At 54.2% G+C, this 22,389-nt stretch carries 29 protein-coding genes; 13 read left to right on the forward strand and 16 right to left on the reverse strand.

Features of this window, described 5'->3' with window-relative positions; genetic code table 11:
• The first annotated feature begins 10 nt into the window (after window positions 1–10).
• Window positions 11–1,291: a YeaH/YhbH family protein gene (locus VGM55_RS08420; RefSeq protein ID WP_331635227.1), complete on the forward strand. Its 1,281-nt coding sequence runs from the start codon at window positions 11–13 to the stop codon at window positions 1,289–1,291.
• 46 nt (window positions 1,292–1,337) lie between these two features.
• Here VGM55_RS08420 and VGM55_RS08425 read toward each other — a convergent pair whose 3' ends face one another.
• Window positions 1,338–2,066, reverse strand: coding sequence for a MerR family transcriptional regulator (locus tag VGM55_RS08425; protein ID WP_154187576.1), 729 nt, complete (start codon window positions 2,064–2,066; stop codon window positions 1,338–1,340).
• 129 nt (window positions 2,067–2,195) lie between these two features.
• Window positions 2,196–3,386 (reverse strand): diguanylate phosphodiesterase, encoded by a 1,191-nt coding sequence (locus VGM55_RS08430; protein WP_154187577.1) that lies wholly within the window; start codon window positions 3,384–3,386, stop codon window positions 2,196–2,198.
• Window positions 3,387–3,693: 307 nt separating this feature from the next.
• Here VGM55_RS08430 and ycgZ point away from each other — a divergent pair, with 307 nt between their 5' ends.
• The 3 genes from ycgZ (at window position 3,694) to VGM55_RS08445 (ending at window position 4,704) form a co-directional block, all read left to right on the forward strand.
• A complete protein-coding gene (ycgZ, locus tag VGM55_RS08435; RefSeq protein ID WP_154187578.1) occupies window positions 3,694–3,942 on the forward strand; it encodes a regulatory protein YcgZ in 249 nt (82 codons plus the stop codon).
• 165 nt (window positions 3,943–4,107) lie between these two features.
• Window positions 4,108–4,386, forward strand: a complete 279-nt coding sequence (locus tag VGM55_RS08440; RefSeq protein ID WP_154187579.1) for a hypothetical protein — start codon at window positions 4,108–4,110, stop codon at window positions 4,384–4,386.
• 36 nt (window positions 4,387–4,422) lie between these two features.
• Window positions 4,423–4,704, forward strand: a complete 282-nt coding sequence (locus VGM55_RS08445) for a biofilm development regulator YmgB/AriR family protein (RefSeq protein ID WP_154187580.1) — start codon at window positions 4,423–4,425, stop codon at window positions 4,702–4,704.
• A 53-nt stretch (window positions 4,705–4,757) separates the two neighbouring features.
• Here VGM55_RS08445 and VGM55_RS08450 read toward each other — a convergent pair whose 3' ends face one another.
• Entirely contained in the window at window positions 4,758–5,183 is a 426-nt protein-coding gene (locus tag VGM55_RS08450; RefSeq protein WP_154187581.1) for a GNAT family N-acetyltransferase, read from the reverse strand.
• 104 nt (window positions 5,184–5,287) lie between these two features.
• Between VGM55_RS08450 and VGM55_RS08455 the strand changes: the two genes are divergently transcribed.
• The gene (locus VGM55_RS08455; protein ID WP_331635228.1) at window positions 5,288–5,728 is read left to right on the forward strand and encodes an NUDIX hydrolase; all 441 of its coding nucleotides are present in this window, start codon (window positions 5,288–5,290) and stop codon (window positions 5,726–5,728) included.
• A 2-nt stretch (window positions 5,729–5,730) separates the two neighbouring features.
• Here VGM55_RS08455 and VGM55_RS08460 read toward each other — a convergent pair whose 3' ends face one another.
• Window positions 5,731–6,534 (reverse strand): phosphotransferase, encoded by an 804-nt coding sequence (locus VGM55_RS08460; protein ID WP_331635229.1) that lies wholly within the window; start codon window positions 6,532–6,534, stop codon window positions 5,731–5,733.
• Between the two features lie 94 nt (window positions 6,535–6,628).
• Here VGM55_RS08460 and VGM55_RS08465 point away from each other — a divergent pair, with 94 nt between their 5' ends.
• A complete protein-coding gene (locus VGM55_RS08465; RefSeq protein ID WP_331635230.1) occupies window positions 6,629–7,132 on the forward strand; it encodes a YbaK/prolyl-tRNA synthetase associated domain-containing protein in 504 nt (167 codons plus the stop codon).
• On the opposite strand, the gene yoaI is transcribed toward VGM55_RS08465, so the two are convergent.
• Window positions 7,133–7,237 (reverse strand): small membrane protein YoaI, encoded by a 105-nt coding sequence (yoaI, locus tag VGM55_RS08470; protein WP_331635231.1) that lies wholly within the window; start codon window positions 7,235–7,237, stop codon window positions 7,133–7,135. It lies immediately after the preceding gene.
• Between the two features lie 150 nt (window positions 7,238–7,387).
• On the opposite strand from yoaI, the gene VGM55_RS08475 reads away from it, so the two are divergent.
• Window positions 7,388–7,813 (forward strand): DUF441 domain-containing protein, encoded by a 426-nt coding sequence (locus VGM55_RS08475; protein ID WP_331635239.1) that lies wholly within the window; start codon window positions 7,388–7,390, stop codon window positions 7,811–7,813.
• On the opposite strand, the gene VGM55_RS08480 is transcribed toward VGM55_RS08475, so the two are convergent.
• From VGM55_RS08480 to VGM55_RS08495, 4 genes are read right to left on the reverse strand one after another with little or no spacing between them, the layout of a single operon-like run.
• The gene (locus tag VGM55_RS08480) at window positions 7,794–8,489 is read right to left on the reverse strand and encodes an amino acid ABC transporter permease (RefSeq protein ID WP_154187585.1); all 696 of its coding nucleotides are present in this window, start codon (window positions 8,487–8,489) and stop codon (window positions 7,794–7,796) included. The two genes, VGM55_RS08475 and VGM55_RS08480, sit on opposite strands and share 20 nt — an antisense overlap.
• Complete coding sequence (locus VGM55_RS08485; protein WP_154187586.1) at window positions 8,479–9,252, reverse strand: amino acid ABC transporter permease; 774 nt, start codon at window positions 9,250–9,252, stop codon at window positions 8,479–8,481. The genes VGM55_RS08480 and VGM55_RS08485 overlap by 11 nt, the downstream gene beginning before the upstream one ends.
• Window positions 9,249–10,073: an amino acid ABC transporter ATP-binding protein gene (locus tag VGM55_RS08490; protein ID WP_331635232.1), complete on the reverse strand. Its 825-nt coding sequence runs from the start codon at window positions 10,071–10,073 to the stop codon at window positions 9,249–9,251. The genes VGM55_RS08485 and VGM55_RS08490 overlap by 4 nt, the downstream gene beginning before the upstream one ends.
• A gap of 1 nt (window position 10,074) precedes the next feature.
• Window positions 10,075–10,890, reverse strand: a complete 816-nt coding sequence (locus VGM55_RS08495) for an ABC transporter substrate-binding protein (protein WP_331635240.1) — start codon at window positions 10,888–10,890, stop codon at window positions 10,075–10,077.
• A 336-nt stretch (window positions 10,891–11,226) separates the two neighbouring features.
• Here VGM55_RS08495 and VGM55_RS08500 point away from each other — a divergent pair, with 336 nt between their 5' ends.
• On the forward strand, window positions 11,227–12,762 hold the full coding sequence (locus tag VGM55_RS08500; protein WP_331635233.1) for a methyl-accepting chemotaxis protein: 1,536 nt from the start codon (window positions 11,227–11,229) through the stop codon (window positions 12,760–12,762).
• Here VGM55_RS08500 and VGM55_RS08505 read toward each other — a convergent pair.
• On the reverse strand, window positions 12,752–13,552 hold the full coding sequence (locus VGM55_RS08505; RefSeq protein ID WP_331635234.1) for a helix-turn-helix transcriptional regulator: 801 nt from the start codon (window positions 13,550–13,552) through the stop codon (window positions 12,752–12,754). The two genes, VGM55_RS08500 and VGM55_RS08505, sit on opposite strands and share 11 nt — an antisense overlap.
• Before the next feature lie 98 nt (window positions 13,553–13,650).
• Between VGM55_RS08505 and VGM55_RS08510 the strand changes: the two genes are divergently transcribed.
• Window positions 13,651–14,841, forward strand: coding sequence for an MFS transporter (locus VGM55_RS08510; RefSeq protein ID WP_154187591.1), 1,191 nt, complete (start codon window positions 13,651–13,653; stop codon window positions 14,839–14,841).
• A 34-nt stretch (window positions 14,842–14,875) separates the two neighbouring features.
• A complete protein-coding gene (locus VGM55_RS08515; RefSeq protein WP_331635235.1) occupies window positions 14,876–15,616 on the forward strand; it encodes a class I SAM-dependent methyltransferase in 741 nt (246 codons plus the stop codon).
• Between the two features lie 31 nt (window positions 15,617–15,647).
• On the opposite strand, the gene VGM55_RS08520 is transcribed toward VGM55_RS08515, so the two are convergent.
• Window positions 15,648–16,355 carry a CTP synthase C-terminal region-related (seleno)protein gene (locus VGM55_RS08520; RefSeq protein ID WP_154187593.1) on the reverse strand — a complete coding sequence of 236 codons (708 nt, stop codon included), beginning with the start codon at window positions 16,353–16,355 and terminating at the stop codon, window positions 15,648–15,650.
• Between the two features lie 162 nt (window positions 16,356–16,517).
• Between VGM55_RS08520 and VGM55_RS08525 the strand changes: the two genes are divergently transcribed.
• Window positions 16,518–17,021 carry a DUF523 domain-containing protein gene (locus tag VGM55_RS08525; RefSeq protein WP_154187594.1) on the forward strand — a complete coding sequence of 168 codons (504 nt, stop codon included), beginning with the start codon at window positions 16,518–16,520 and terminating at the stop codon, window positions 17,019–17,021.
• Entirely contained in the window at window positions 17,018–17,371 is a 354-nt protein-coding gene (locus VGM55_RS08530; RefSeq protein WP_154187595.1) for a DUF488 domain-containing protein, read from the forward strand. The genes VGM55_RS08525 and VGM55_RS08530 overlap by 4 nt, the downstream gene beginning before the upstream one ends.
• On the opposite strand, the gene VGM55_RS08535 is transcribed toward VGM55_RS08530, so the two are convergent.
• Together VGM55_RS08535 and VGM55_RS08540 are read right to left on the reverse strand one after the other, a co-directional pair.
• Window positions 17,365–17,670: a hypothetical protein gene (locus tag VGM55_RS08535; protein WP_154187596.1), complete on the reverse strand. Its 306-nt coding sequence runs from the start codon at window positions 17,668–17,670 to the stop codon at window positions 17,365–17,367. The two genes, VGM55_RS08530 and VGM55_RS08535, sit on opposite strands and share 7 nt — an antisense overlap.
• Before the next feature lie 92 nt (window positions 17,671–17,762).
• Window positions 17,763–18,641 carry a LysR family transcriptional regulator gene (locus VGM55_RS08540; protein WP_154187597.1) on the reverse strand — a complete coding sequence of 293 codons (879 nt, stop codon included), beginning with the start codon at window positions 18,639–18,641 and terminating at the stop codon, window positions 17,763–17,765.
• A 132-nt stretch (window positions 18,642–18,773) separates the two neighbouring features.
• Here VGM55_RS08540 and VGM55_RS08545 point away from each other — a divergent pair, with 132 nt between their 5' ends.
• Window positions 18,774–19,622: a Vmh family MBL fold metallo-hydrolase gene (locus tag VGM55_RS08545; protein ID WP_331635236.1), complete on the forward strand. Its 849-nt coding sequence runs from the start codon at window positions 18,774–18,776 to the stop codon at window positions 19,620–19,622.
• 191 nt (window positions 19,623–19,813) lie between these two features.
• Here the strand turns inward: VGM55_RS08545 and VGM55_RS08550 are convergent, their stop codons facing one another.
• The 3 genes from VGM55_RS08550 to VGM55_RS08560 form a co-directional block, all read right to left on the reverse strand.
• Window positions 19,814–20,923: an SDR family oxidoreductase gene (locus VGM55_RS08550; protein WP_154187599.1), complete on the reverse strand. Its 1,110-nt coding sequence runs from the start codon at window positions 20,921–20,923 to the stop codon at window positions 19,814–19,816.
• Window positions 20,924–21,310: 387 nt separating this feature from the next.
• Window positions 21,311–21,469, reverse strand: a complete 159-nt coding sequence (locus tag VGM55_RS08555) for a YqaE/Pmp3 family membrane protein (protein ID WP_154187600.1) — start codon at window positions 21,467–21,469, stop codon at window positions 21,311–21,313.
• 338 nt (window positions 21,470–21,807) lie between these two features.
• Window positions 21,808–22,161 (reverse strand): DUF1304 domain-containing protein, encoded by a 354-nt coding sequence (locus tag VGM55_RS08560; RefSeq protein ID WP_154187601.1) that lies wholly within the window; start codon window positions 22,159–22,161, stop codon window positions 21,808–21,810.
• Window positions 22,162–22,389 lie beyond the last annotated feature (228 nt).

Here is a 22,389-nt window from a genome sequence, read left to right on the forward strand (position 1 = left end):
TGGGGGAACTATGGCCTACTTCATAGACAGGCGGCTTAACGGCAAAAACAAGAGCGCGGTGAACCGCCAGCGCTTCTTGCGTCGTTATAAGGCGCAAATAAAACAGTCGATTTCCGGGGCCATTAACAAGCGTTCGGTCACCGACGTGGACAGCGGCGAGTCCGTTTCCATCCCAAATGAGGATATCAACGAACCGATGTTTCATCAGGGTCGCGGCGGCCTGCGTCACCGCGTCCATCCCGGCAACGACCACTTCGTACAAAACGATCGCATCGAGCGCCCACAGGGCGGCGGCGCCGGCGGTGGGAGCGGCCAGGGTCAGGCGAGCCAGGACGGCGAAGGCCAGGATGAGTTCGTATTCCAGATCTCCAAAGATGAATACCTCGACCTCTTGTTCGAGGATCTGGCCCTGCCCAACCTGAAGCGTAACCAGCACCGGCAGATAACCGAATTTAAATCACACCGCGCGGGCTTTACCTCCAACGGCGTCCCGGCCAATATCAGCGTTGTGCGTTCGCTGCAAAACTCGCTGGCGCGCCGTACGGCAATGAGTGCCGGTAAACGCCGCCAGCTGCACGCGCTGGAAGAGAGCCTGGAGGCGGTCAGCCACAGCGAGCCAGCGCAGCTGCTTGAAGAGGAACGCCTGCGCAAAGAGATTGCCGAACTGCGGGAAAAAATCGCCCGCGTGCCGTTTATCGACACCTTCGATTTACGCTACAAGAACTACGAAAAGCGCCCGGAACCTTCCAGCCAGGCGGTGATGTTTTGCCTGATGGACGTCTCCGGTTCAATGGACCAGGCCACCAAAGACATGGCAAAACGCTTTTATATTCTGCTCTATCTGTTCCTGAGCCGAACCTATAAAAACGTGGAGGTGGTCTATATTCGCCACCACACCCAGGCCAAAGAGGTGGACGAGCACGAGTTCTTCTACTCGCAGGAAACCGGCGGCACTATTGTCTCCAGCGCCCTGAAATTAATGGATGAAGTGGTGCAGGAACGCTACGATCCGGCGCAGTGGAACATCTATGCGGCGCAGGCCTCGGACGGTGACAACTGGGCAGACGACTCGCCGCTGTGCCACGACATTCTCGCTAAAAAACTGCTGCCGGTGGTGCGCTACTACAGCTACATCGAAATCACCCGCCGGGCGCATCAGACCTTGTGGCGTGAATACGAAAACCTGCAGGCCACCTTCGATAACTTCGCGATACAGCATATTCGGGATCAGGATGATATCTATCCGGTGTTCCGGGAACTGTTTCAGAAGCAGACCAGCGATACACATTAGTCGCTGAAACGAAAAAGCCGGTAATTTACCGGCTTTTTATTCTCACTTAGTGGTGAAGTTCAATGTCATATCCCCACTGTTTCCAGTGAGCAAGCTGCTTTTGCTGCGCTTCCGACAGCGCTTTTCCCGTCCACAAAAAAATATGCTGCCCGGGGAAAAGCTCCGGGCGTAACGTTTCAACCGGCTCGGCAAGCACGTTAACATTCTTGTCTCTGCGGGATAGACGCCACGCCTCCAGCCACAAGGCTGTTCGATCGTCCGTTTGCCAGCCAATAAGCAGGATCTCTTCCCCACTTTGGCTCTGCGCTTCTGTCAGGCATTGAGCGCAGTGGCGGATCAACACGCCATCGAGCAGGCTACGCATCAACGAAGCCGTAGATTCATCCTGAGCGAGTTTGTTTCTGACGGGTAACAAGAGATTGTCGATAAGCAGATCGGGGCTGTGTTCCCGGCTCAGGGCCACAATTTTCTCGCGCAGCTTCGCAGGGTTTACTTTCCTGAGCAGGAGCATCATTTCTTCCTGCAACGTCACCCACAGCTGCTCTTCCGGCACGTGGCTACGCTCCAGCAGGGCTTTTACTTTGCCCACGGAAACGCCTTTGCTCATCCAGTACTTAATTTCTTCAATGCGCTGAACGTCTGCATCATCAAACTGCCGATGGCCGCCCTCGCTGCGCTGAGGTTTCAGCAAACCGTAGCGGCGCTGCCAGGCCCGCAGGGTGACCGGGTTGATGCCACATCGCTCTGCTACATCACCGATAGTGTAATAGGCCATAGTGTCCCTCCCCGTACACAGATCTCACGCTTCCATTAAAACACTAGTCAATTTGTTCAATGTGTACAATTTTTTTCCGGGTTGTACAAGTGAAACCTAAAAGCTTTTAGGGAGCCACCAGAACAGAAATCACAGTTCGGCCTTACGTTCTGGCCAGGCAATCCTGAAAGCGCCTCCCCCGCAGGGTTTGGCGAACAGGTTGCCCTGGAAGTGCGAGATACCCGCCGCCTCCAGCCACATCCACTCTTCCGGTTGTTCAATACCGGTGGCAGAGACCGCAATTTCAAGCGAGGCGCAGCACCTGATGATCGCCAGAATAATGGCCTGCCGTGGCCCACTTTTATGGATGTCCCGAATCAGCTCCCGATTAATCTTGAGTCTCTCAGGCTGAAACTGCGCCAGCAGCTGCAGGCCCGCAAACCCTGCGCCAAAATCGTCAATCGCCAGCTTAATACCTGCCGATTTAAGGTGCCTGATGGCGTCGGTAAACGCCTCCATATGAGGAATGATCTCGCTTTCGGTGAATTCAATCACCACCTGCTCGGGGACAAGTCTGTTTGTTTCTATATCCGCCAGCAGTTGTTCTACGGTGCCAGGAATCATCACCAGCGTCATTGGCAGCAGATTGACGCATAGCGTTTGCCGGCCAAGGTTAGCGGCCTGAGCTGCGGCAAAAGCCGCCTTCGCGTTCAGCAGATCGCGTTGGTAAACATCGCCATCCAGCGCTTCAGCTGAAACAGGATCCGCGGCTAACGCCTCGATAGCCGCGACAGAACGGGCCATCGGGTCAACAATAGGCTGAAAGGTTATGTGTTCACGGGGGACATGCTTGCCGGATGCCGGATGAGCTGGCGCATCGATGATAAATTCCCATGAATCACGCGGAGGGATCTCAAAATAGTTTTCTTTTTCCGTCGACTCGATAAAAGTACGGAAAAAACTTAAAGCGCGGTCATCGTAATCAAGCTGATAGCGGCTGGTGCCCTTCTCCAGCACAACCTGCAATACATCGTTTTTATCGTGCTCTCTTAAATCAAAAAGCTCCATTCCCACCCGCCCGAAGCGGCGGGCCGGCGCGTAATCGTAAAGCAGCTCAACAATGTTGTAATGGCGGTCGTCTTTACAGATAGCGTCATAAATCTTCTGCACGCCAGCTTCCGGGCCCTCCAGCAATTGGAAAAAATGCGTGCCGTTGAAAAGCAGTATTCCCGTCACATCTGCGTCAATATTTTTCGCGTTTGCCGCGGTAACCATCTCCAGCAAATCCTCAAAAGGGGTGCCGGTATGAATATGGCTGCGATAGATGACAGTGGTGAGCATGGTCGTTCCCTGCGGAAAGTAGAGCTCATAACTTAACAGATCCCTGCCCTGGCGTCGCCAGAAACTCAACAAAACCTAAACAACTGAACAACATCCAACGTTTTCGACGTCGTTTCATCGCAAGGCAAATGTACAACTTAGCGCATCATTAAGTTAAAAAGAAATACATATAACTTATTGATAAATAATCATTAGCACTTTTAATCAAAAAATAGCAAGCGAAGTAATACACCTTTATGTACAGTTTTTATAGCAATTGCATAACTTAGTTAACATCTTGCAAAGTGTGAACTTACAGGAGCGACTTATGCGACAGAACACTTTTACATCCGGCCAGAACACCGCAGAAAACGATATTGCCCGCTACTTCAGCGGCGCCGCACCGCTCTCCCAGCAGGAAACTATGGGGCAAATCGTGCTCGAAATTCTTAGCGATGGCCGCAACCTGAACCGAAAGGCGATCTGTACAAAATTGCTCTCTCGCCTGGACCGGGTTTCCGAGCCAGAAGAGGAAAAGCATTATCAGGCGCTACTGGGCATGCTTTTCACCCGCTAAGGTGATAGCCAAATTGGAGTGCCAGAAGATTAATGGCCTGCGCGCCCTCTCGGGAGTGAAGCCACAGAGTTGTAAATGCTGAATCCTTCCTCATTCTCAGGCTCCGGCTAATGACTTCATGCCAGCATTTATTCAAACACTGGCGGGGAAATCAGGAGTAACGACATGCAGAGAAGCGACGATGAACAATTAACGGATGAGATTATCGGTGAAGCAGCGTTATCGCTGCTCAACGGCAACAGCGCGATAAACACCCGCGCCCTGGTGGCCAGATTAGAAGCGATGCTCATGACAGAACAGGATCCACGGCGGCGTCGAGTGCTGCAGAAAATTATCGGTGAAATCGAGGGCAATATTTCCCAGGCCTCAGCGGGAAAGACAGAAAAAGAAGCGCGTTTAAAAGCGGTAGAGATTAACCAGCGTAACGCAAAAAACGTCCACTAGCGGCCCATGGCCAATAACTGAAAACGGTGAGTGACTATGACGACACAGCTAATTTCCAATCCCTCTGCAATGCACACCGGACTTGCTGACAAAGCATTATCCGATTACATCAGAAGCACCGGAGACAGGCATGCCGAAGAAAACGCAGCCATTTCTCAGGCAATCACGGCCATTCTGTCTGCTAATAAGTCCGTCTCCAACAAAGCCATTATTATCTGGCTGGTTGACGCCCTGGAGACCACCGACGATGTGGTAATGTGTGATGTCTACCGCAACGCGCTGGAAATTGTTGTCGGCCACACCATGGACGATATTTAAAAAGCGTACAACGCATAAGAGGCCGGCATTGACCGGCCTTTATTGTTGTTAACCTAAAGCGCCTTCTTCATAAAATACCTACTGGTGCCTTCGGGCAAACAGTCGATTTTGCCAAATTCTTCCCAGCCGTGCTTGCGGTAAAAATCGGGAGCCTGAAAACTGATGGTATATAAAAAGGCCGCCACACAGCCACGCTTACGCCCTTCTTCTTCAAACGCCCTCAGGATCTCGCTTCCCAGCCCGTGGGCTCTTAGCGCCGGCGGCAGGTAAAACAGATCGATAAACAGCACGCCCAATGAAGAACGTCCCAGCATCCCGCCCACAACGTTTCCGCTTTTGGGATCGCGGACGACGACCGCCAGCGGCATGCGATCGTTAAGCCCGCTCACGGCGGCGTTAAACTCGCTAAGCCCCGCTTCGATAGGCAGCGAATGTTCCTCGCTGATGTAATCAGAAATTTCTAGCTTGAAACCCGACATCGCCTTCTCCACTGATTCTCCCCCTTACCACCCTACCCGTTTTTGCGTTGCGCCTGGCCAATAACACTGTATATATTTACAGACCACAAAAGCAAGAGTCGAAAATGATGAGAAGAGAACGCTATCAGCTTTCCGTCGCGGTCTTTGTTGTGCTGCGCCGTGACGATGAAATTTGTCTTATCCGCAGGGCCAACACCGGCTGGATGGACGGCTTCTACAGCCTGCCTGCGGGCGGACTTGAGAACGGTGAAACGCTGCTCAGCGCCGCGGCCAGAGAGGCAAATGAAGAAACGGGCGTCACTATCAAGGCAGAACAGCTAAAGCTCGGTCATTCAATGCACGTTAAAACCGAAGATCGCTCCTGGATGGGCCACTTCTTTCTCTGTTCAGACTGGTTGGGGCAGCCTTACGTCGCCGAACCAGATAAGCATTCTGAGCTGCTATGGGTAAATATCAGGCAGCTGCCGGAAAACACCGTACCCTATGTTAAGCAGGCCATCAGCGCTATTATCAACGGCGAAATCTATTCCGAATACGGCTGGTGACGCTATCCCTGTGGATGTGCCCACAGATGCTGCGCCATCGGTAACCAGCCAGGTAATGTTGCTCTATACCAGCTGAGATATTTGGGTAATAGCTGCGGATGACGATGGTGCAAAATACTCAGCACCTCCGTAATCAACCAGGCTTTTGCCACAACGACATGCCGTACCAGAACAGGTACTGACCACTGAGGTGCGGCTTGTCGATAGCGCTCCACCATCTGGTTGATGCTGGCGGGATCGCCCATGCCTTTAATCAAAGGTGCAAGGTCTATTGCCGGGCTGCCGTAGCCAAAACGTTCCCAGTCAAACAAGACCAAATCCCCCTTTGCACGACGCCCCCAGTTCCCCGCATTCGTATCACCCGACACACGTTGCTGCGGCTCAAACAGCTCATCGCTGCACGTCCGGAAGCTCAGCAATACGGCCTCCTGGTCTGTTGGCAGTTGGAGCATGCTCAGCGCCAGGTCGGTTTGCTCGTCACTCCAGGAATGCTGCCTGAATGCCCCTGAAGGTTTCGGCGGGCTGTGATGAATTATCGCCAGCTTTTCACAAAGTTCGGTTGCTGCAAGCAGTGCCTCCAGCGTTAAGTACTGCGGAATGAACTCAATAACGAGCCTTCGCTCCTGTTGACTGAGGAAATAAACGTCAGGGATACCCAGCCCTTGTGCCCTCAGTACCGGAGCATGATGCTGGTAAAAATCGAGCTCAACAACAGAGGCATTTTGCTTTTCAATGGCGGGTTCTTGCTGAAAAAAACATTCGCGCACGGTAGCGCTTCCCATCTGCGTCAGTAAGTTACTCGCCATTTTATTCTCTGATTTTTTGCATGTCAGATAACTATTATCGCGATACGATAAAAATTCAAAACGGACACTTAGAAAAGCGACAAGAGGTAGTGCCATGACACCGCAGGCAAAAGGCGAAGACATCCATCAACAACTCATCGATTTACTGGAACAGCAGCAGGCTCGCTACCGCGTGGTAAACCACGTCGCGGCGGGGAAATGTGAAGAGGTCTCGGCGATTCGCGGCACCGAACTTGGCCAGGGCGCAAAAGCGCTGGTCTGCAAGGTCAAAGGGAACGGCGTCAAGCTGCACGTGCTGGCCATTCTCGCGGCGGATAAACAAGCGGATCTGAGCCAACTGGCGCAGCAGCTTGGCGGCCTGAAAGCGTCGCTGGCAAGCCCGGCGGAAGTGGATGAATTAACGCGATGTGTGTTTGGCGCTATTCCGCCGTTCAGCTTTCACGCGCAGCTGCGGCTGGTGGCCGACCCGTCTATTTTCGAGCGTTTTTCGGAAATTGCCTTCAATGCGGGCTTGCTGGAAAAGTCAGTGGTGATGGATACACAGGATTACTTGCGTATTGCGCGCCCGGAGCTGGTTGATTTTCACCGCCCGGAATAACTACCAGCGGCGTTCGAGGTAAAGGACCGACAGCACCAGCACCGAAGCTATTCCGAGGAACACTGCGGTGATGCACATCGTATCGAATAAAGCCGGGTCGCTCATCCTTTTCTCCTGTAAGCCGTTTCCTGCTGTCACATCGCTTAATTATTGACCACAAAAATGACAGAATGATGAACGGCCACAGAATCGCTGTCGGCCATTCACCACAACAATAAAAGTTAAAAACCTCTTATTTGGCAAGGATATATCATGATTTTTGACCCCACGCTATTAATCCTTCTGGCCCTCGCTGGATTAGGTTTTGCCAGTCACAATACGACCGTTGCCGTTTCAATTCTGGTGCTGATTATTGTGCGCGTGACTCCACTTAGCACCTTCTTTCCGTGGATTGAGAAACAGGGTCTGACGGTGGGGATCATTATTCTGACTATCGGCGTAATGGCCCCCATTGCCAGCGGCACCCTACCCGCCAGCAATCTCATCCACTCTTTCACCCACTGGAAATCACTGGTCGCGATCGTCGTCGGAATTGCCGTATCGTGGCTTGGTGGGCGGGGCGTAACGCTGGTGGGCGGCCTGCTTGTCGGCACCGTCATTGGCGTCGCTCTGTTCCGCGGCGTGCCCGTTGGGCCGCTGATCGCGGCCGGTCTGGTGTCCCTTATTGTGGGTAAACACTAGCGCCCTGACGCTGCCAGCGGTAAATACGCCAGGCCAGCGCGCTACATAACAGGTAATACACAACGCCGGTAAAGATAAAAATGGCCGCCGGGTAAATCTGTACCCGGCTATTCACCTGCCCGGCAACGGTCGTCAGCTCCGGTACGTTGACGATAAACGCCAGCGACGTGTCTTTGATAAGCGCAATTAATAGCCCGGCAAACGACGGCAAGGCATTACGCAACGCCTGCGGGAGCAAGACTAACCTCAGCGTTTGCCACGGCGAAAAGCCCCCCGCAACGGCGGCTTCGTTTTGCCCCTTCGCCAGCGAGTTCAGCGCCGCCAAGGTGGTATACATCACCGCTGCAGAGGTAAACCAGGCCAGCGCCAGCGTCACGGTTAACGGCCCCGGCAGGTCGCGCCCGGTAATGGCGGGCAGCAGAAAATAGAGCCAGAAGATGACGAAGATCAGCGGGATACCGCGGATCAGGTCGGCCCAGATGAAAAGCGCACGCCGCACAATACCGCCATAGCGCCAAGCCACGCACGCCAGCCCCAGCCCGATGACAAGCGCCAGCGCGCCGGCCCCGACGGCCATCATCAAGGTTAACAGCACGCCCCCCGGCTCGCCCTGAGCCATTCTCCCCCACAGCAAATAGTCGAGGTTATCCGTAATCACCGTAACGTTAGCTATCATGCTGCGCCTCCTGCCTCATCGCCGCAGGTTTTCGCTGCCCACGCCGCCCCGGTGCAAAAAGCGTAAACAGCCCGCTCATCGCCAGACCCAGCAGCAGATAAAGCACCGTACCGACGGCAAAAGCCGCCAGCGCATGCGCGTTATAGCTCTCAATCCGGCGAACCTGACTGGTGAGTTCGGCAAAACCAATACCCGTTGCCAGCGAGGAGAGCTTCATTAGATTGAGATACTGCCCGACCACCGGCTGCCAGGCGTTAACCACCCCCTGCGGCAATAACACGCTGCGGAAAAGCTGCCAGTTGGAAAAGCCCTGAGAAAGCGCGGCTTCGGTTTGCCCCTTCGGCACCGCCTGGAGTCCGCTGCGGATCTCTTCCACCAAAAAAGCCGAGGTGAACAGGCCAAGCCCCCACGCCGCGCAGAGGAATTCCGGCGTCAACCACCAGACGCCGCCGGGCAGCTGAGACCAGCTGCGATCATCGTTAATAAACCCGCGCCAGCTCTGCGGCAGCGTGTTCCAGGCGGCGAAATACCAGAACAGCAGCTGCACCAGCAAAGGCGTGTTACGGAAAACTGAAACCCAGCTCGCCGCAATAACGCGCCCCGCACGGCCACCCGCGAGCCGTAGCCCCAACAGCAGAACGGTAAACAGCGTCGCGATAATTATCCCGGCAAGCGTCACCCACGCGGTAGTTAACAAGCCAGATATCAACCAGGCGCGCGGTGCCCCGGTCAGGACGCCAGCCCAGTCAAAATAGCTGTTCATGGCTCAGCCCTGGCGTCAGCATGCAGCGGGTCAAGCACCTTTTGCAGAAAACGTCGCGCGCGCGGGTGCTGCGGCGAGCGGAAGAAGCGATCCGGCTCGGCCTGTTCGAGAATCTCCCCGCCGTCAATAAACACCACGCGATCGGCTATTTCACGCGCGAACTGCATCTCATGCGTCACCACAATCATGGTAATACCGCTGTGGGCGAGATCCTTCATCACCTGCAGAACTTCGCCGATCATCTCCGGGTCGAGCGCCGAGGTCGGCTCATCAAACAGGATAATTTGCGGAGATGATGCCAGCGCCCGGGCAATGGCGACGCGCTGCTGCTGCCCGCCAGAAAGCTGCGACGGGTAGTGGTGAGCCTTTTCCGCCAAACCGACACGAGTCAGAAGCACCAAAGCCTGCAGATGCGCCTTTTCGCGGTTCCAGCCATGAACGTGGGTTAGCGACAGCGTAATGTTTTGCTCGGCCGTAAGATGGGCGTACAGGTTGAACTGCTGGAAAACAAAACCGATACGGCTTCTCAGGCGGCGAAGCGCGGCACGACTCAACCGTCGGGTTGGCTTTCCGTCGATGAGAATGTCGCCGTCGCTGAGGGTTTCGAGCTGGTTGATAAGCCTTATCAGGGTGGATTTACCCGAGCCGGAGGGGCCGCAAATCGCCACCACTTCGCCCGGTGCAATAGTGAGGTCAATACCGCGCAGAACGGGATTATCGCCATAGCTTTTGCTCGCTTTGCGAAACTCAACGCTGGCGGACTGCAGATGCAAAAAATCCGCAGCCGAAGCTGCGGACAAATGAGGCGGTCTTTTAAACATATTATTTGGCTACAATTTTAAAACTGCGCGGCTGCGGGGTTTTGCTCTCAGGGCCAAACCAGGCGTTATAAATTTGCTCCGCCTGGCCGTTTTGCTCCAGCTTCACCAGCTCGTCGTTAACCGCTTTCAAAAGGGCCGGTTCCCCTTTCTTGACGCCAACGCCGATCTCTTCCTTGCTCAGCAGATCCGGCAGAATTTTAAACTTCGCCTTATCCGGCGCTTCAGCCAACAGCCCGGCAAGAATAGTGCTGTCCTGGGTGATAGCCTGGACATTACCGTTACGCAGCGCGGTAAAAGCCAGCGGGATATCATCATAAGAAAGCACTCGAATTGACGGGAAACGTTGCACCAGCGCCTGTTCTCCGGTGGTGCCTTTTACCGCACCCACGCGCCCTTTCGCGTAATCATCAAGCTTATCCGGCCCGGAAGCCGGGACCAGGAACTGCTGCCCGGTCACAAAATATGGGGTAGAGAAATCCACCACCTGGGCACGCTCCGGGGTAATGGTGATATCCGCAACGATTAAATCGACCTTCCCGGACTGCAGCAGCGGAATGCGGTTCGCCGGGTTGGTGGCCACCAGCTCAAGCTTAACGCCTAAGGATTTTGCCAGCGCTTTTGCGAAATCAACGTCATAGCCCACGATATCGTGCGTTTTGGCATCTATGGAACCAAAAGGTGGATTAGCGTCAAATGTCGCCACTTTAATTACCCCTGCCTTGTGGATATCCGCCAGTTGGTCTGCGTGGACCGCGGCGGAGGTCAGGCCGGACAGGGCCAGAACCAGAGAGGCAAGAGCCGTTTTGCTGCGTGTCATGTTGTGTGAAGTTGTTTTAGATAAAGACGTTACCTGTGCCATTGATTTTCCTTGTTATCCCGTCTGTAAGCGAGCTATGTGCTTACGCTCGCATAAGCCTTCCCCCCTCGCCAATGCTTAATCCTCCATTGCATATGCGAAAAATGTATTAGTTAAATCTCGGTTAAATTTTTCACTTATAGATGTAATAAATAGTTGTGCTAAGTGATTATTTTAAAAATAAAAACATCCCTGTTTCAGGCATAAATTTGTGACTGAGGCAGGAGTTTTCAGATTCGATGGAAAAGTTTCTATTCCCTCTCGCCGATAAGCTTTTCAAATAACAGGAGAGGCAAAATGAAATCACTGGCTCACAATTTGTTGCTATTAATTTGCTGTTCGATTTTGATGTCCGCCCTGGTGACCGCCATTTCACTCTACGGCAGCCATCGAAGCGCGCAAAGTACCGAAAGCGGCCTACTGTCTAAGGATTTGATGTCTGACATTAAGCCCGCGCCGGTTTACCTGATTGAGATGCGCCTGGTGCTTTCGCGCGTGGTAGAAGGCACGCTCAGCGTCGACCAGGCCGATGCGGAGATCAAACGCCTGAGCGCGCAATGGCACCAGCGCGTTGATTACTGGAAAAGCACTCTGCCGCCAGAACTGCAGGAAAACCTGCTCGGAGAACAATACCGTGCGGGGATGGCAATGATTAAAGATGCCAATGACCTGGTGGAGCTTATTCGCTCGGGCGCACCGACGCCGCTATTTGAAAAGCTAAAGGCGGCGGATACAGACTTCTTCGCCCATCAGAAGGGCATTGAGTCATTCGTCAAAGCGTCCGGCCAGTATGCCGATAACGCGGTCGGAAAAGCGCAGCACAGCAGCGCCAACTCGACGCAATGGCAGCTGATTGGCTCAGGCGCCGCCGTTTTACTGCTGCTGGTTGTCGGCTGGTGGGTACACCGCACCATTTTCCGTTCCCTCGGTGGAGAACCGAGCGAAGTGGCCGAAATTGCCAACGCCGTAGCCTGCGGGGATCTCACCTGCGAAGTAAAAGTCCGCGACGGCGACAGAACCAGCGTGATGGCGGCGATGGAAACCATGTGCCAGCAGTTAACCATGGTCATCCACCTGGTTCACGAGAGCAGCAATCAGATCTCCAGCCGCTCCAGCGAAATCGCCAGCGGCAATATTGACCTCGCCTCCCGCACCGAAGAGCAGGCCAGCGCGCTGGAGCAAACGGCTTCATCAATGGAAGAGATGACCGCCACGGTTAAGCAGAACGCCGAAAATGCTCAGAGCGCCAGCCAGCTGGCGAATACCGCCTCAAGAAGCGCGGAACAGGGCGGCGCGGTTGTGGCGCAGGTAGTAGAAACCATGGACGGCATTTCAAGCTCGGCCAACAAGATAACCGACATTATTGGCGTCATCGACAGCATCGCCTTCCAGACCAACATCCTGGCGCTGAACGCGGCGGTGGAAGCCGCCAGAGCCGGTGACCAGGGGCGCGGTTTTGCGGTCGTAGCCGGTGAAGTTCGTAGCCTGGCCCAGCGCAGCGCCAGTGCGGCCAAAGAGATTAAAGAGTTAATTGAAGATTCGGTGAATCAGGTGGCCAGCGGCAGTAAGCTGGTTAACGAAGCGGGCAAAACCATCAACACCGTGGTGCAGGATGTGAAGCGCGTGGCGGCCCTGATGGTCGAAATCACCCACGCCAGCGATGAGCAAAGCAGCGGTATTGAGCAGGTCAGCACGGCTATCAGCCAGATGGACGTCACCACCCAGCAAAACGCCGCGATGGTGAACCAGGCCTCAGAAGCCGCCGAGTCGCTGCTGGCGCAGACCTACGAACTGAATACCGCCGTCTCCCAGTTTAAGCTGGCTAGTCTGTAAAATCGTCCCCGGCCAGGGTGCTCAGATAGCGCCCTGGCGTGGTGCCGAGCGCCTTTTTGAACATGGTGATAAACGCCGTGGTGGAGTCATAGCCGAGCGACTCCGCCACGATTTGCACCGTCATTCCGCTTATCAGCAGGCGCAGCGCAACGATAAGCTGCAGCTGCTGTCGCCAGCGTAGAAAGCTTAGCCCCGTTTCTTTCACCACCAGCCAGGCAAGATTGCGCTCGCTCATCGCCATCTCACCGGCCCATTGCGCAAGCGTCTTCTTCTGCTTCAAGTTTTTCGCCATACTGTCCGCCATCGCACGTATTTTGGGGTGCGAGGAGATAGGCAACTGGAGCTGCTCAACCGGCTGATGGGGAAGCTCATCAAACAGCACCTGCACCAGCCGTTGAATGGGCGCGCAGCCGAGATGTTCGTGGGTAACGTTAGACAAACGCAGAATCAGTTCCCGCACCAGCGGCGAGATCTTCAGCGCGCAGCACTCTTTTGGCATCGCCACCGCATCAGGTTCGATAAACAAAAAACACAGCCGCGCGTCCGCCGTCACCCGGTTGCTGTGCGGCATTTGCCCCGGCACCCAGACCGCATACTGCGGCGGCACCATCCACATCGAGTTGGTCACTTCGCTGGTAATACCGCCGTGGAGCGCCAGAATCAGCTGCCCTTTTCGGTGGGTGTGGATGGGTTTTTCGTTGTAGGTTTGCGCGGCGCGAATGCGAAAGGCCAGCGCGGGCGTCACAATGCTGTCCGGGTCAAAGCCTTCGAGATCCAGGTCACGTTCCATAGTATGTCCGAATTTAGCGATAATCTGTCATTTTAGCTTGATTCGTAAAAAGGCAGAAGCGTGTATCTTTGCCTTACCGTTTTTCAGGACACAGACATATGACCTCCACGACTTCAGCGAGCAAGAAGAGCCGCATTCTGCTTCTGCTCGGCATTCTGATGATTGCCACCACCCTGCGCGTAACCTTTACCGGTGCAGCACCTCTGCTGGACATGGTGCGAGATGCACTTTCGCTGTCCACCGCGCAAATTGGTATTCTGACCACCCTGCCCCTGCTGGCCTTTGCGGTTGTTTCCCCGCTTGCCGCCGGGATCGCCCGCCGCTTCGGCACCGAGCGCAGCCTGTTTGGCGCGTTGCTGATCATCTGCGCCGGTATCGCTTTGCGTTCCGCCGGCCACGCCGCGTTTCTGTATATCGGCACGGCCATCATCGGCTGCGGGATAGCGATGGGCAACGTGCTGCTGCCCAGCCTGCTTAAGCGCGACTTCCCCGGCCAGGTCGCCAAACTCACCGGCGCCTATTCGCTGACGATGGGCGTGGCCGCCGCGCTGGGCTCGGTGATGGTGGTACCGATTGCCCTGCACGGTTTTGGCTGGTCCGGCGCGATGCTGTCGCTGATGGTTTTCCCGCTGCTGGCGCTGATTGTCTGGCTGCCTCAGTTGGGCAGCAGTACCGTGATGAACCTTTCAGGCAACCCCGCGCTGCACAGCCGCGGCATCTGGTCCTCGCCGCTGGCCTGGCAGGTGACGCTGTATCTGGGCATTAACTCACTGGTCTATTACGTGATTATCGGCTGGCTGCCTTCTATTCTGATCAGCCACGGCTACAACGAAGCCGAAGCCGGGTCGATACACGGGATCCTGCAGCTCGCCACCGCCATTCCGGGGCTGTTTGTCGGCCTGATCCTCAGCCGCCTGAAAGACCAGCGCGGGATTGCCGCTCTGATGGCGCTGCTTTGGTGTATGGCCACCCTCGGCCTGTGGCTGCTGCCAGCCTTCTCTATCTTCTGGGTGTCGCTGGGCGGCTTTGGCTCTGGCGCGGCGATGATCCTGGGGCTCTCGTTCATTGGTATGCGCACCGGTTCCGCGCATCAGGCGGCGGCGCTGTCCGGTATGGCGCAGTGCGTGGGCTATCTTCTTGCCGCCTTTGGCCCGCCGGTAATGGGTAAAATTCATGACATCACGGGCAGTTGGGCGATTCCTTTATTGGGTTGCGCACTACTTTCTGTCGTCATGGGCATTTTTGGGGCTTATGCTGGGCGCCAGAAAGAGATCGGCGCGGCGGAGTAAGCCGCAGCCTGAACAGACCCACAAGGAGGATCGAATGGCATCATCAGCACCGCAGAACATTTTTGACGACCCGGTATTTTTTGAAAATTACCGCCGGTTACGGGAGCAGGACTCCGGCCTTAACGGGCTGCTGGAGATCCCCGAGCTTTACTCCCTTCTGCCCGCTCTGGATGGTCTGAAGATCCTCGACCTGGGCTGCGGCTTTGGCGACTTTGCCCGCTTCGCCCGCGCCCACGGGGCGGCAAGCGTGACCGGTTTTGATCTCTCGGAAAAGATGCTGGCCCAGGCGCGTGCCGCCACACAGGACGCAAACATCAGCTACCACAATTTACCGCTGGAGCAGTTCTCACCGGAGGGTAAAACCTGGGATCTGGCTATTTCGTCGCTGGCGTTACACTACATTGAAGATTTTGCCCGCCTGAGCAATACGATCTTTGCCGCATTAAAACCCGGCGGGGAGTTTATCTTCTCTGTAGAACATCCGATGTGTACCGCTTTCCCGGTAGGCTGGCAGCCGTATAAAGAAGAGGTTATCTGGCCGGTCAATCACTACCACCAGCAAGGCTTACGCCATACCAGCTGGTTTGTGGAAGATGTGCAGAAATACCATCGCACCACGGAAACCTATGTCAATACGCTGCTGGACAGCGGCTTTGCCCTCACCCGAATGCTTGAAACCAAGCCCACAGAGGAAACTCTGGCGCAGCATCCCCGGCTGGCAAAAGAGATGCGCCGCCCGGCCTTTTTAATTCTTCGGGCGACCAGGCCTCGTTAAAGAGAAAGCCCGTGATGCGGGCCTTTCTGTTTTATCTCTCCGCAGCGGCAAGGAATGCCTCAACCAGTGGGGAAGGTTTTCCTTTCAGCGCATTGCGTTCATGCTGGAACAGCGTCCCCACAAAGAACGGGTGCCCCTGAAGTTCTACCGCACGAATCTCGCCCTGCTTATCCCAGCCGGTCGGCTTCAGCGGTTCATCGGCAAGCGCAGTGGCAAAAAATTCAGCGATGCCATAGTTGCAGTGGTAGCCCTCTTCGATTTCCGTCTTGCCGTAGGCTCGACCGGCAATAGAGTCAGGCAAAAGCGTAATCGTATCCGAAACCTCCACCAGCGAGCAGCTCAGGCGGCCAATCACCAGACGGCCTTCGCTTGCGGTTTCAGCATGACCCGCATCTTCCCAACCCAATACATGACGTGCATATTCAACAACCGCGTACTGAAAACCTCCGCAGGTACCCAGGAAAGGAATGCCGTTTTCGCGGGCGAAGCGGATGGCAAGGTATGCCGCCTCTTCATTCAGATAAGGGCTGGCGGGTACGCACCAGATGGCATCGTAGCCCACGAGATCTTCATTACTGGCCACTTCCAGTGAGGAGAGCCAGTCATAATCCGCGCTAACGCCAAGGGCAGCGGCCGCATTATCTAATGCCTGAGGAATGGCCTGATGAGCAATAACCGCAGAGTTATAATCGCCGACAAGCGCAATACGTAACGTGGACTTCAGCTGTGTGTCTGACATACTTTTGTTGGCCTTATGTTTGAGGGAAGAGAACAACATAAGGAATGACAGAGTAGGCGTTTTGCCGCACGCTGACAACCGCAAAAATTGGCAGTCCTCTCCCCTTCCCTGAGGGGTAAACAATGTAGTACCGTGGCAGGTTCACTTCGCCGATAAAAAACGATGAAAACAAAAATACTGGTTAGTGCCTGCCTGATGGGATTTAAAGTCCGCTATAACGGTAGCGAAAAATCGCAGACTGGCGCGGCCCTCGCCCGCCTGCAGGATGAAGGCCGCCTGGTGATCCACTGCCCGGAGCTTGCCGCCGGTCTTCCAACGCCGCGCCTTCCCGCTGAACTTAGCGGCGGCGATGGTGAAGCCGCATTTCTCGGTCATGCCGCCATTCTGGAAAGCGATGGCAAGGACGTCACTGAATCCTATCTTCTTGCCGCCTGGCTCGCGCTGCAAACCGCCCAGGAGAATAACTGTCGCTTTGCTATTCTTACCGACGGCAGCCCGACCTGCGGCAGCCAGAAAATTTATGATGGTCACTTTGCAGGTAAAACAGTACCGGGTCAGGGCGTGGCAGCGGCGCTGTTGCGCCAGCACGGCATCGAAGTCTTTGCCGAGCATCAGATCCCGCAGCTGTTAAGCAGGCTAGAAGACGTCGATAAGGAGAAGGCATGATCCGCTGTAAACGAGTCTATGAAGCTCCGGCCGGGGATGACGGCTACCGGGTGCTGGTAGACAGACTGTGGCCGAGAGGGATGAAAAAAAGCGACCTGCGCTACGATGAATGGCCGAAGGAACTGGCGCCCTCGAACGAGCTACGCAAAGCCTTTCACGGCGAAACAATCGATTTCGCTACGTTCAGCGAGCGCTACAGGCAAGAGCTTGCGCAGAATCTGGAAGCCGCCAGGGCGCTTGCCCGACACGGCGATAGCGGCACGCTGACGTTGCTGTATGGCGCCAAAAATACCGGCCAGAACCATGCGCTGGTGCTGGCCGACTTTTTACGCCACTGCCGGGATCAGTAGCTGAGGTGAAGCTCGTCTTCCTGCAGGGAAAAATCTTTATCCAGTGGCATTAAATGCTCAGCGCGCACAAAAGCGTAGCCCTGGCGACCATCAAAGGCGACAACTTCGCCGGTGACCAGCCACAGCGGGTAGTTTGCCTCCAGCGGTAACTGCGTCACAACGCCCGTCACCGGGTTAACAAAACGCTCGCCCGGCTGGCACAAACCAAACAGCTCCACCGCCTTACCAATATTCACCCGCCCGGCTGCGGTACGGGCGCCGATGACCATCGCAAGGCTGCCCGGTTTTAATTGAAACATCTCTGCTCCCCTCACTTTTTGCCGCGAGATCAGAACATTCCTGGCACAAAAAGTAAACGGTATAGCGGCAAAATACTGAGATTTTTCTTAATTTATTTCGCCAGCCTTTCCGCCAGCGCCGCAAGAAACAGCCGTAGCGCGGCAGGCAGATAGCTTCGGCTACGGTAAATACCGTAGATCCCCATCGACCTTGGCGGATAAGCCTCGAGCACGTTGACCAGCTCTCCACGCTCAAACCGCGACTTCGCATCCTCAACCGGCAGCATCGCAATCCCCACGCCGTCCGCTACCGCATCCATCAGCACCACCGAGTCGTTCGCGCTAAAATTACCGCTGACCTCAACGCTCAACGGCTCGCCATTTTCATCCACCATTTGCCAGATGTTGCGCAGAAAATAGCTGTATTGCAGGCAGTTATGGTGCTCAAGATCCGCCGGCGAGCGCAGCATCCCCCTCTTTTCAATATAGGCAGGTGAAGCGTAGAGCATAGACTCACACTCCCCTAACCGCCGGGCAATAATATTGGGATCAAGATCGTTGGTGATGCGAATGGCCAGATCGATACGTTCCTCAATCATGTTCACCGCCTCGCTGCTGACGTGTAGTTCGACCCTGACGTCCGGATAGTCACGCAGGAAGTCAGACAAAAAAGGCACGATGTAATAACGGGCGCCAAACTGTGAGCAGGCTACGCGCAGGGTACCTGACGGTAAATCTTGCTGCTTCTGAGCCGCAATACTTTCCGCCACCGCGTTCAGCGCACGCGCTTGCTGCAGCACGCGTTCACCGGTGGGGGTTAACGTTAGCCTGCGTGAGGAGCGGTGAAGCAACCGCTCTCCGGCCCAATGCTCCATTTGTTCCAGATAGCGGCTTACCATCGGGCGAGACATATTCAGCGCCCGCGCCGCCGCGCTCAGGCTGCCCAGTTCACAAATACGGGTATAGACTTTTGCCGCGATGATCCTGTCCATTATTTCGCTCATCTGCTCGATTTATGAAACTCATCTTACCCGAATAAAGCCATTACGATTCACATAATGCAATTTAAACTGTTTTTCATCCCCAAACGGGCTTATTCATTCAGATGATCAGGATAGAAAGAGATGAAGACACAGACCCTGGCTGCGGCCACCCTTTTGTTCAGCAGCGCAAGCTTTGCCGCACCGCTGACGCTCAACGTCTACAACCCGCAGGACAAGGGCGTATTCCCGGTCACCTCTACGTTGATTAGCGGCCCAACGGAAGCCACGCTCGTTGATGCCCAGTTCAGCGTCAAAGACGGTGAAGCGCTGGTGAAGATGATTCAGCACAGCGGTAAAAAGCTGACCCGCATTCTTATCACCGCCGGTGACCCGGACTATTACTTCGGCCTGGAGCCCATTGTTAAGGCATACCCGCAGGTAAAAATTGAAGCCACTCCGCTGGTCGTTGACCATATCAATAAAACAAAAGAAGAGAAGATCAAATACTGGGGCCCGATTCTGAAGGACGGCGCACCGAAGAAAGTCTTTGTTCCTCAGGTCACGCATGACACCACCTTCACCGTAGACGGTGAAAAAATTGAGCTGCGCCAACCTGCCTCACACGCGGCCTATTTGTGGATCCCGGTCAATAAAACGATCCTCGGCGGCGTAGGCGTCAGTTCAGGTATTCACGTCTGGACGGCAGATTCCCAGACCAAAGCCGCGCGTCAGGAATGGCGTGATGTGCTGGACGAAATGACCGCCCTTAAGCCGCAGCGCGTGATCCCGGGGCACTACATCGGAGACGTTAAGCCAGGGGCTGCTCCGGTTGTCTTTACCGGCGACTATTTAGCCGACTTTGAGCTGGCGCTGAAAAAAGGGAAAAGCGCTCCGGTCATCGCGGAGATGAAGCAAAAGTATCCGGGCCTTGCCGATGAAAGCTCCCTGGAAATGAGCGCCAAAGTGAATACCGGTGAAATGAAGTGGTGATCCGCTAAATGTGAAAAAGGGAGCTTGCGCTCCCGTTAATATTGATGACAAACAGCCGAAAAACGTGGTTTTCGACTGTTTGGGGCAAGTCAGTGAACATAATTCATTGTTTTTATGAGACCGAAGTTAGAGACCTTTTGGAACAATAAATCTTGTCGACTGCCTTAAGGGAGCTTGCGCTCCCTTCTTTATTATTTGAAGTCGACCTTCATCAGCTCCGGAATCGAATAATCCCGGGTGGTTTCCACGCAGCGGCTGATGTAATCGACAAAGCGCGGCGGCGGCGACATGCCCAGGTCCAGCAGTTTCTCATTGGAGAAACGGACATTCAGCATGGAGAACTCACCATACAGGCGCATCGCACGCAGCATTAAGCGTTCATTGCACGGCCCGTAGATAGATTTAAAACTTCTGCGGCTCTTCACCAGCTCACTGTAATCCACCTGCTCGTAATTGGAGAAGATAGGCGTCTGGTTCAGGGCGCTGGACATCGCCTCATCAATATCGGCAAAGCGAATGCTGCTCACGTCCCCGGCAGAGATGTGGTAGACCTTCTCTTTCAGCGACTCGCTCTTCGCCAGCAGCAACAACGCTTCGGCGCAGTAGTCCACCGGAATCACGTCGATTTTATCATCCAGCGAGCACATAAATTTACCGAGCATCAGCACCATGCGGAAGACCCAGAAAATGCTGCTGGACGGGCGGCAGCCCTGCTCGCTGTGGCCAACCACGATAGACGGGCGGGCAATAACCAGCGGCAGCTGCGGGAACTGCTCGGACATCATGCGTTCAATGGTGGATTTGGACCAGGTGTACTGCACCAGATGCTCTTCTTCCGGCTTGCTCGACATGCTTTCAGTCACCAGGGTACCCGCATCCGGCACGCAGGACATCGCGGTGCCTACGTGCAGGAAACGCTGCAGGCCTTTGACCTGTGACATACGACGGGCAAACTGCAGGGTGCCCTCGACGTTAACCTTCCAGATCAGCGCATTTTCGCCAAACGACGCGACCGCGGCGCAGTTGATGACGTGCGTGACATGGGACAATCTTTCATCATCGAGAAAATGTTCAGGCTCGGCTAAATCACCCAGTAATATATTTTCCGGGTTAATTTGCGCCAGCTCAGCTTCAGTACAACCAAAATTAGCAAGGTTATTTCTAATTCTGGCCACGCCCTCCTGAGGAGAGTTCGCTCGCACCAATAACAATACGGAACTAAAAGAGGATTCAGAAAGGGAGCGGGCTAATACCGCGCCGCCCAGGAAACCAGTCGCACCGGTAATCAAAAGATGATTCATTATTATAACCTCAGGAGTGAAAACACGGGCATAGTAAAATGACAAGAATAAACGCTTCCTCAATAAAGCGAATTACCCGTACATCATGCCCAGTACTTTCGTGTAACGGTTTGTACATCCTTGTTTTGAAAGAAAAATAATTGAATGGAAATTAATTTCAAGCGCAACCATTTTTGCTATTTTTAGATGTCGGGAATATTAAGAAAACCTTAATCAAGGATAAACAAAACCGTTATTTCTGGGTATGACGGAACTCTTTTTTATTTAAGAGAAATAAAAAGCCCACAACCGTGGGCTTCGGGTACGAGCAGCTTGTCTGGTGACGGCCCGCTGTATCAACTGCCTTTACCCACAACCGGGGAGGTTCGGGCAGGCTGCATCATCGGGTTACTCCCGGGTTTGTACCCAGAAGGCATGGATCAGCCCCGGGAAGTAGCCCAGCAAAGTAAGAATGATATTAAGGATAAAGGCCCAGCCAAAACCTTTACCAAGAAGCACACCCAGCGGGGGCAGGATAATCGTGAAAACCACTCGCCAAAATCCCATATAAACTCCTGATAAATTCAGTTAATCCATTCAAAAAAAGCAACTAACCTCTTAAGGATAGACGAATCTGACAATCTGCTCAGTCTGATTATTCTGGAAAATTTAGTTTTAAAATTCATATTCAAAAAAAATCATCACCTGGCGCTTGCTAACAATGGCAACTCAGGATAATTTCTTGCCTTCGGTAGCTTGATGAACCCTCATTCCGCTGTCGAAATATGCCTATATTTCTCCTCCTCTGGAGGGTCCGGAACCACTCTAAAAAAGATCCGGTCGATCACCAATTATATTAATGATGATAGCCTTATGGTGACCCGGCGTTTGCCGGGTTTTTTCGATTATATGCCCGCGAATAATGCAATCAGCGCCAATGCCGCAGGTGCGGCCTGTACATAAAGTATTTTCTTACTGGCGGTGAAACCACCAAATAACCCGGCGACCAGTACGCAAAGAAGGAAAAATAGCTTAAATTCGTAGCCATTGCTGACCGCCAATAGCCCATAAATTAATCCGGCGGCAAGAAATCCGTTATACAACCCCTGGTTCGCCGCCAGCGTTTTCGACTGACGCGCAAACTCAGGTGTTAAACCAAACGCTTTTTGACCCGCGGGTTTATCCCAAAGCACCATCTCCAGCACCAGAATATAAAGGTGAATCAACGCAACCAGGCCGATAAGAATACTGGCAATCATAGGCTATTCCTGATGGGGTTATATTGTCGACGGCGAGCGCTACACTTCATAGCCCAGCGCTGTGATAACGTGTTCCATCGCTTCGTCAGGAGTTATTGTCAAATCTGGTGTACGGAGCAATCAGGCAACGATCTGATCTGATGTTTCGTGGACCTGTACCCCGTCCTTAAACGGGACGTTATTCACTACCAGCGTTAGCAGATTAAATCCCGGAAGCCGGTTCCAGTT

The sequence above is a fragment of the Cedecea sp. genome (genome assembly GCF_036500665.1).
Lineage (GTDB): Bacteria > Pseudomonadota > Gammaproteobacteria > Enterobacterales > Enterobacteriaceae > Cedecea.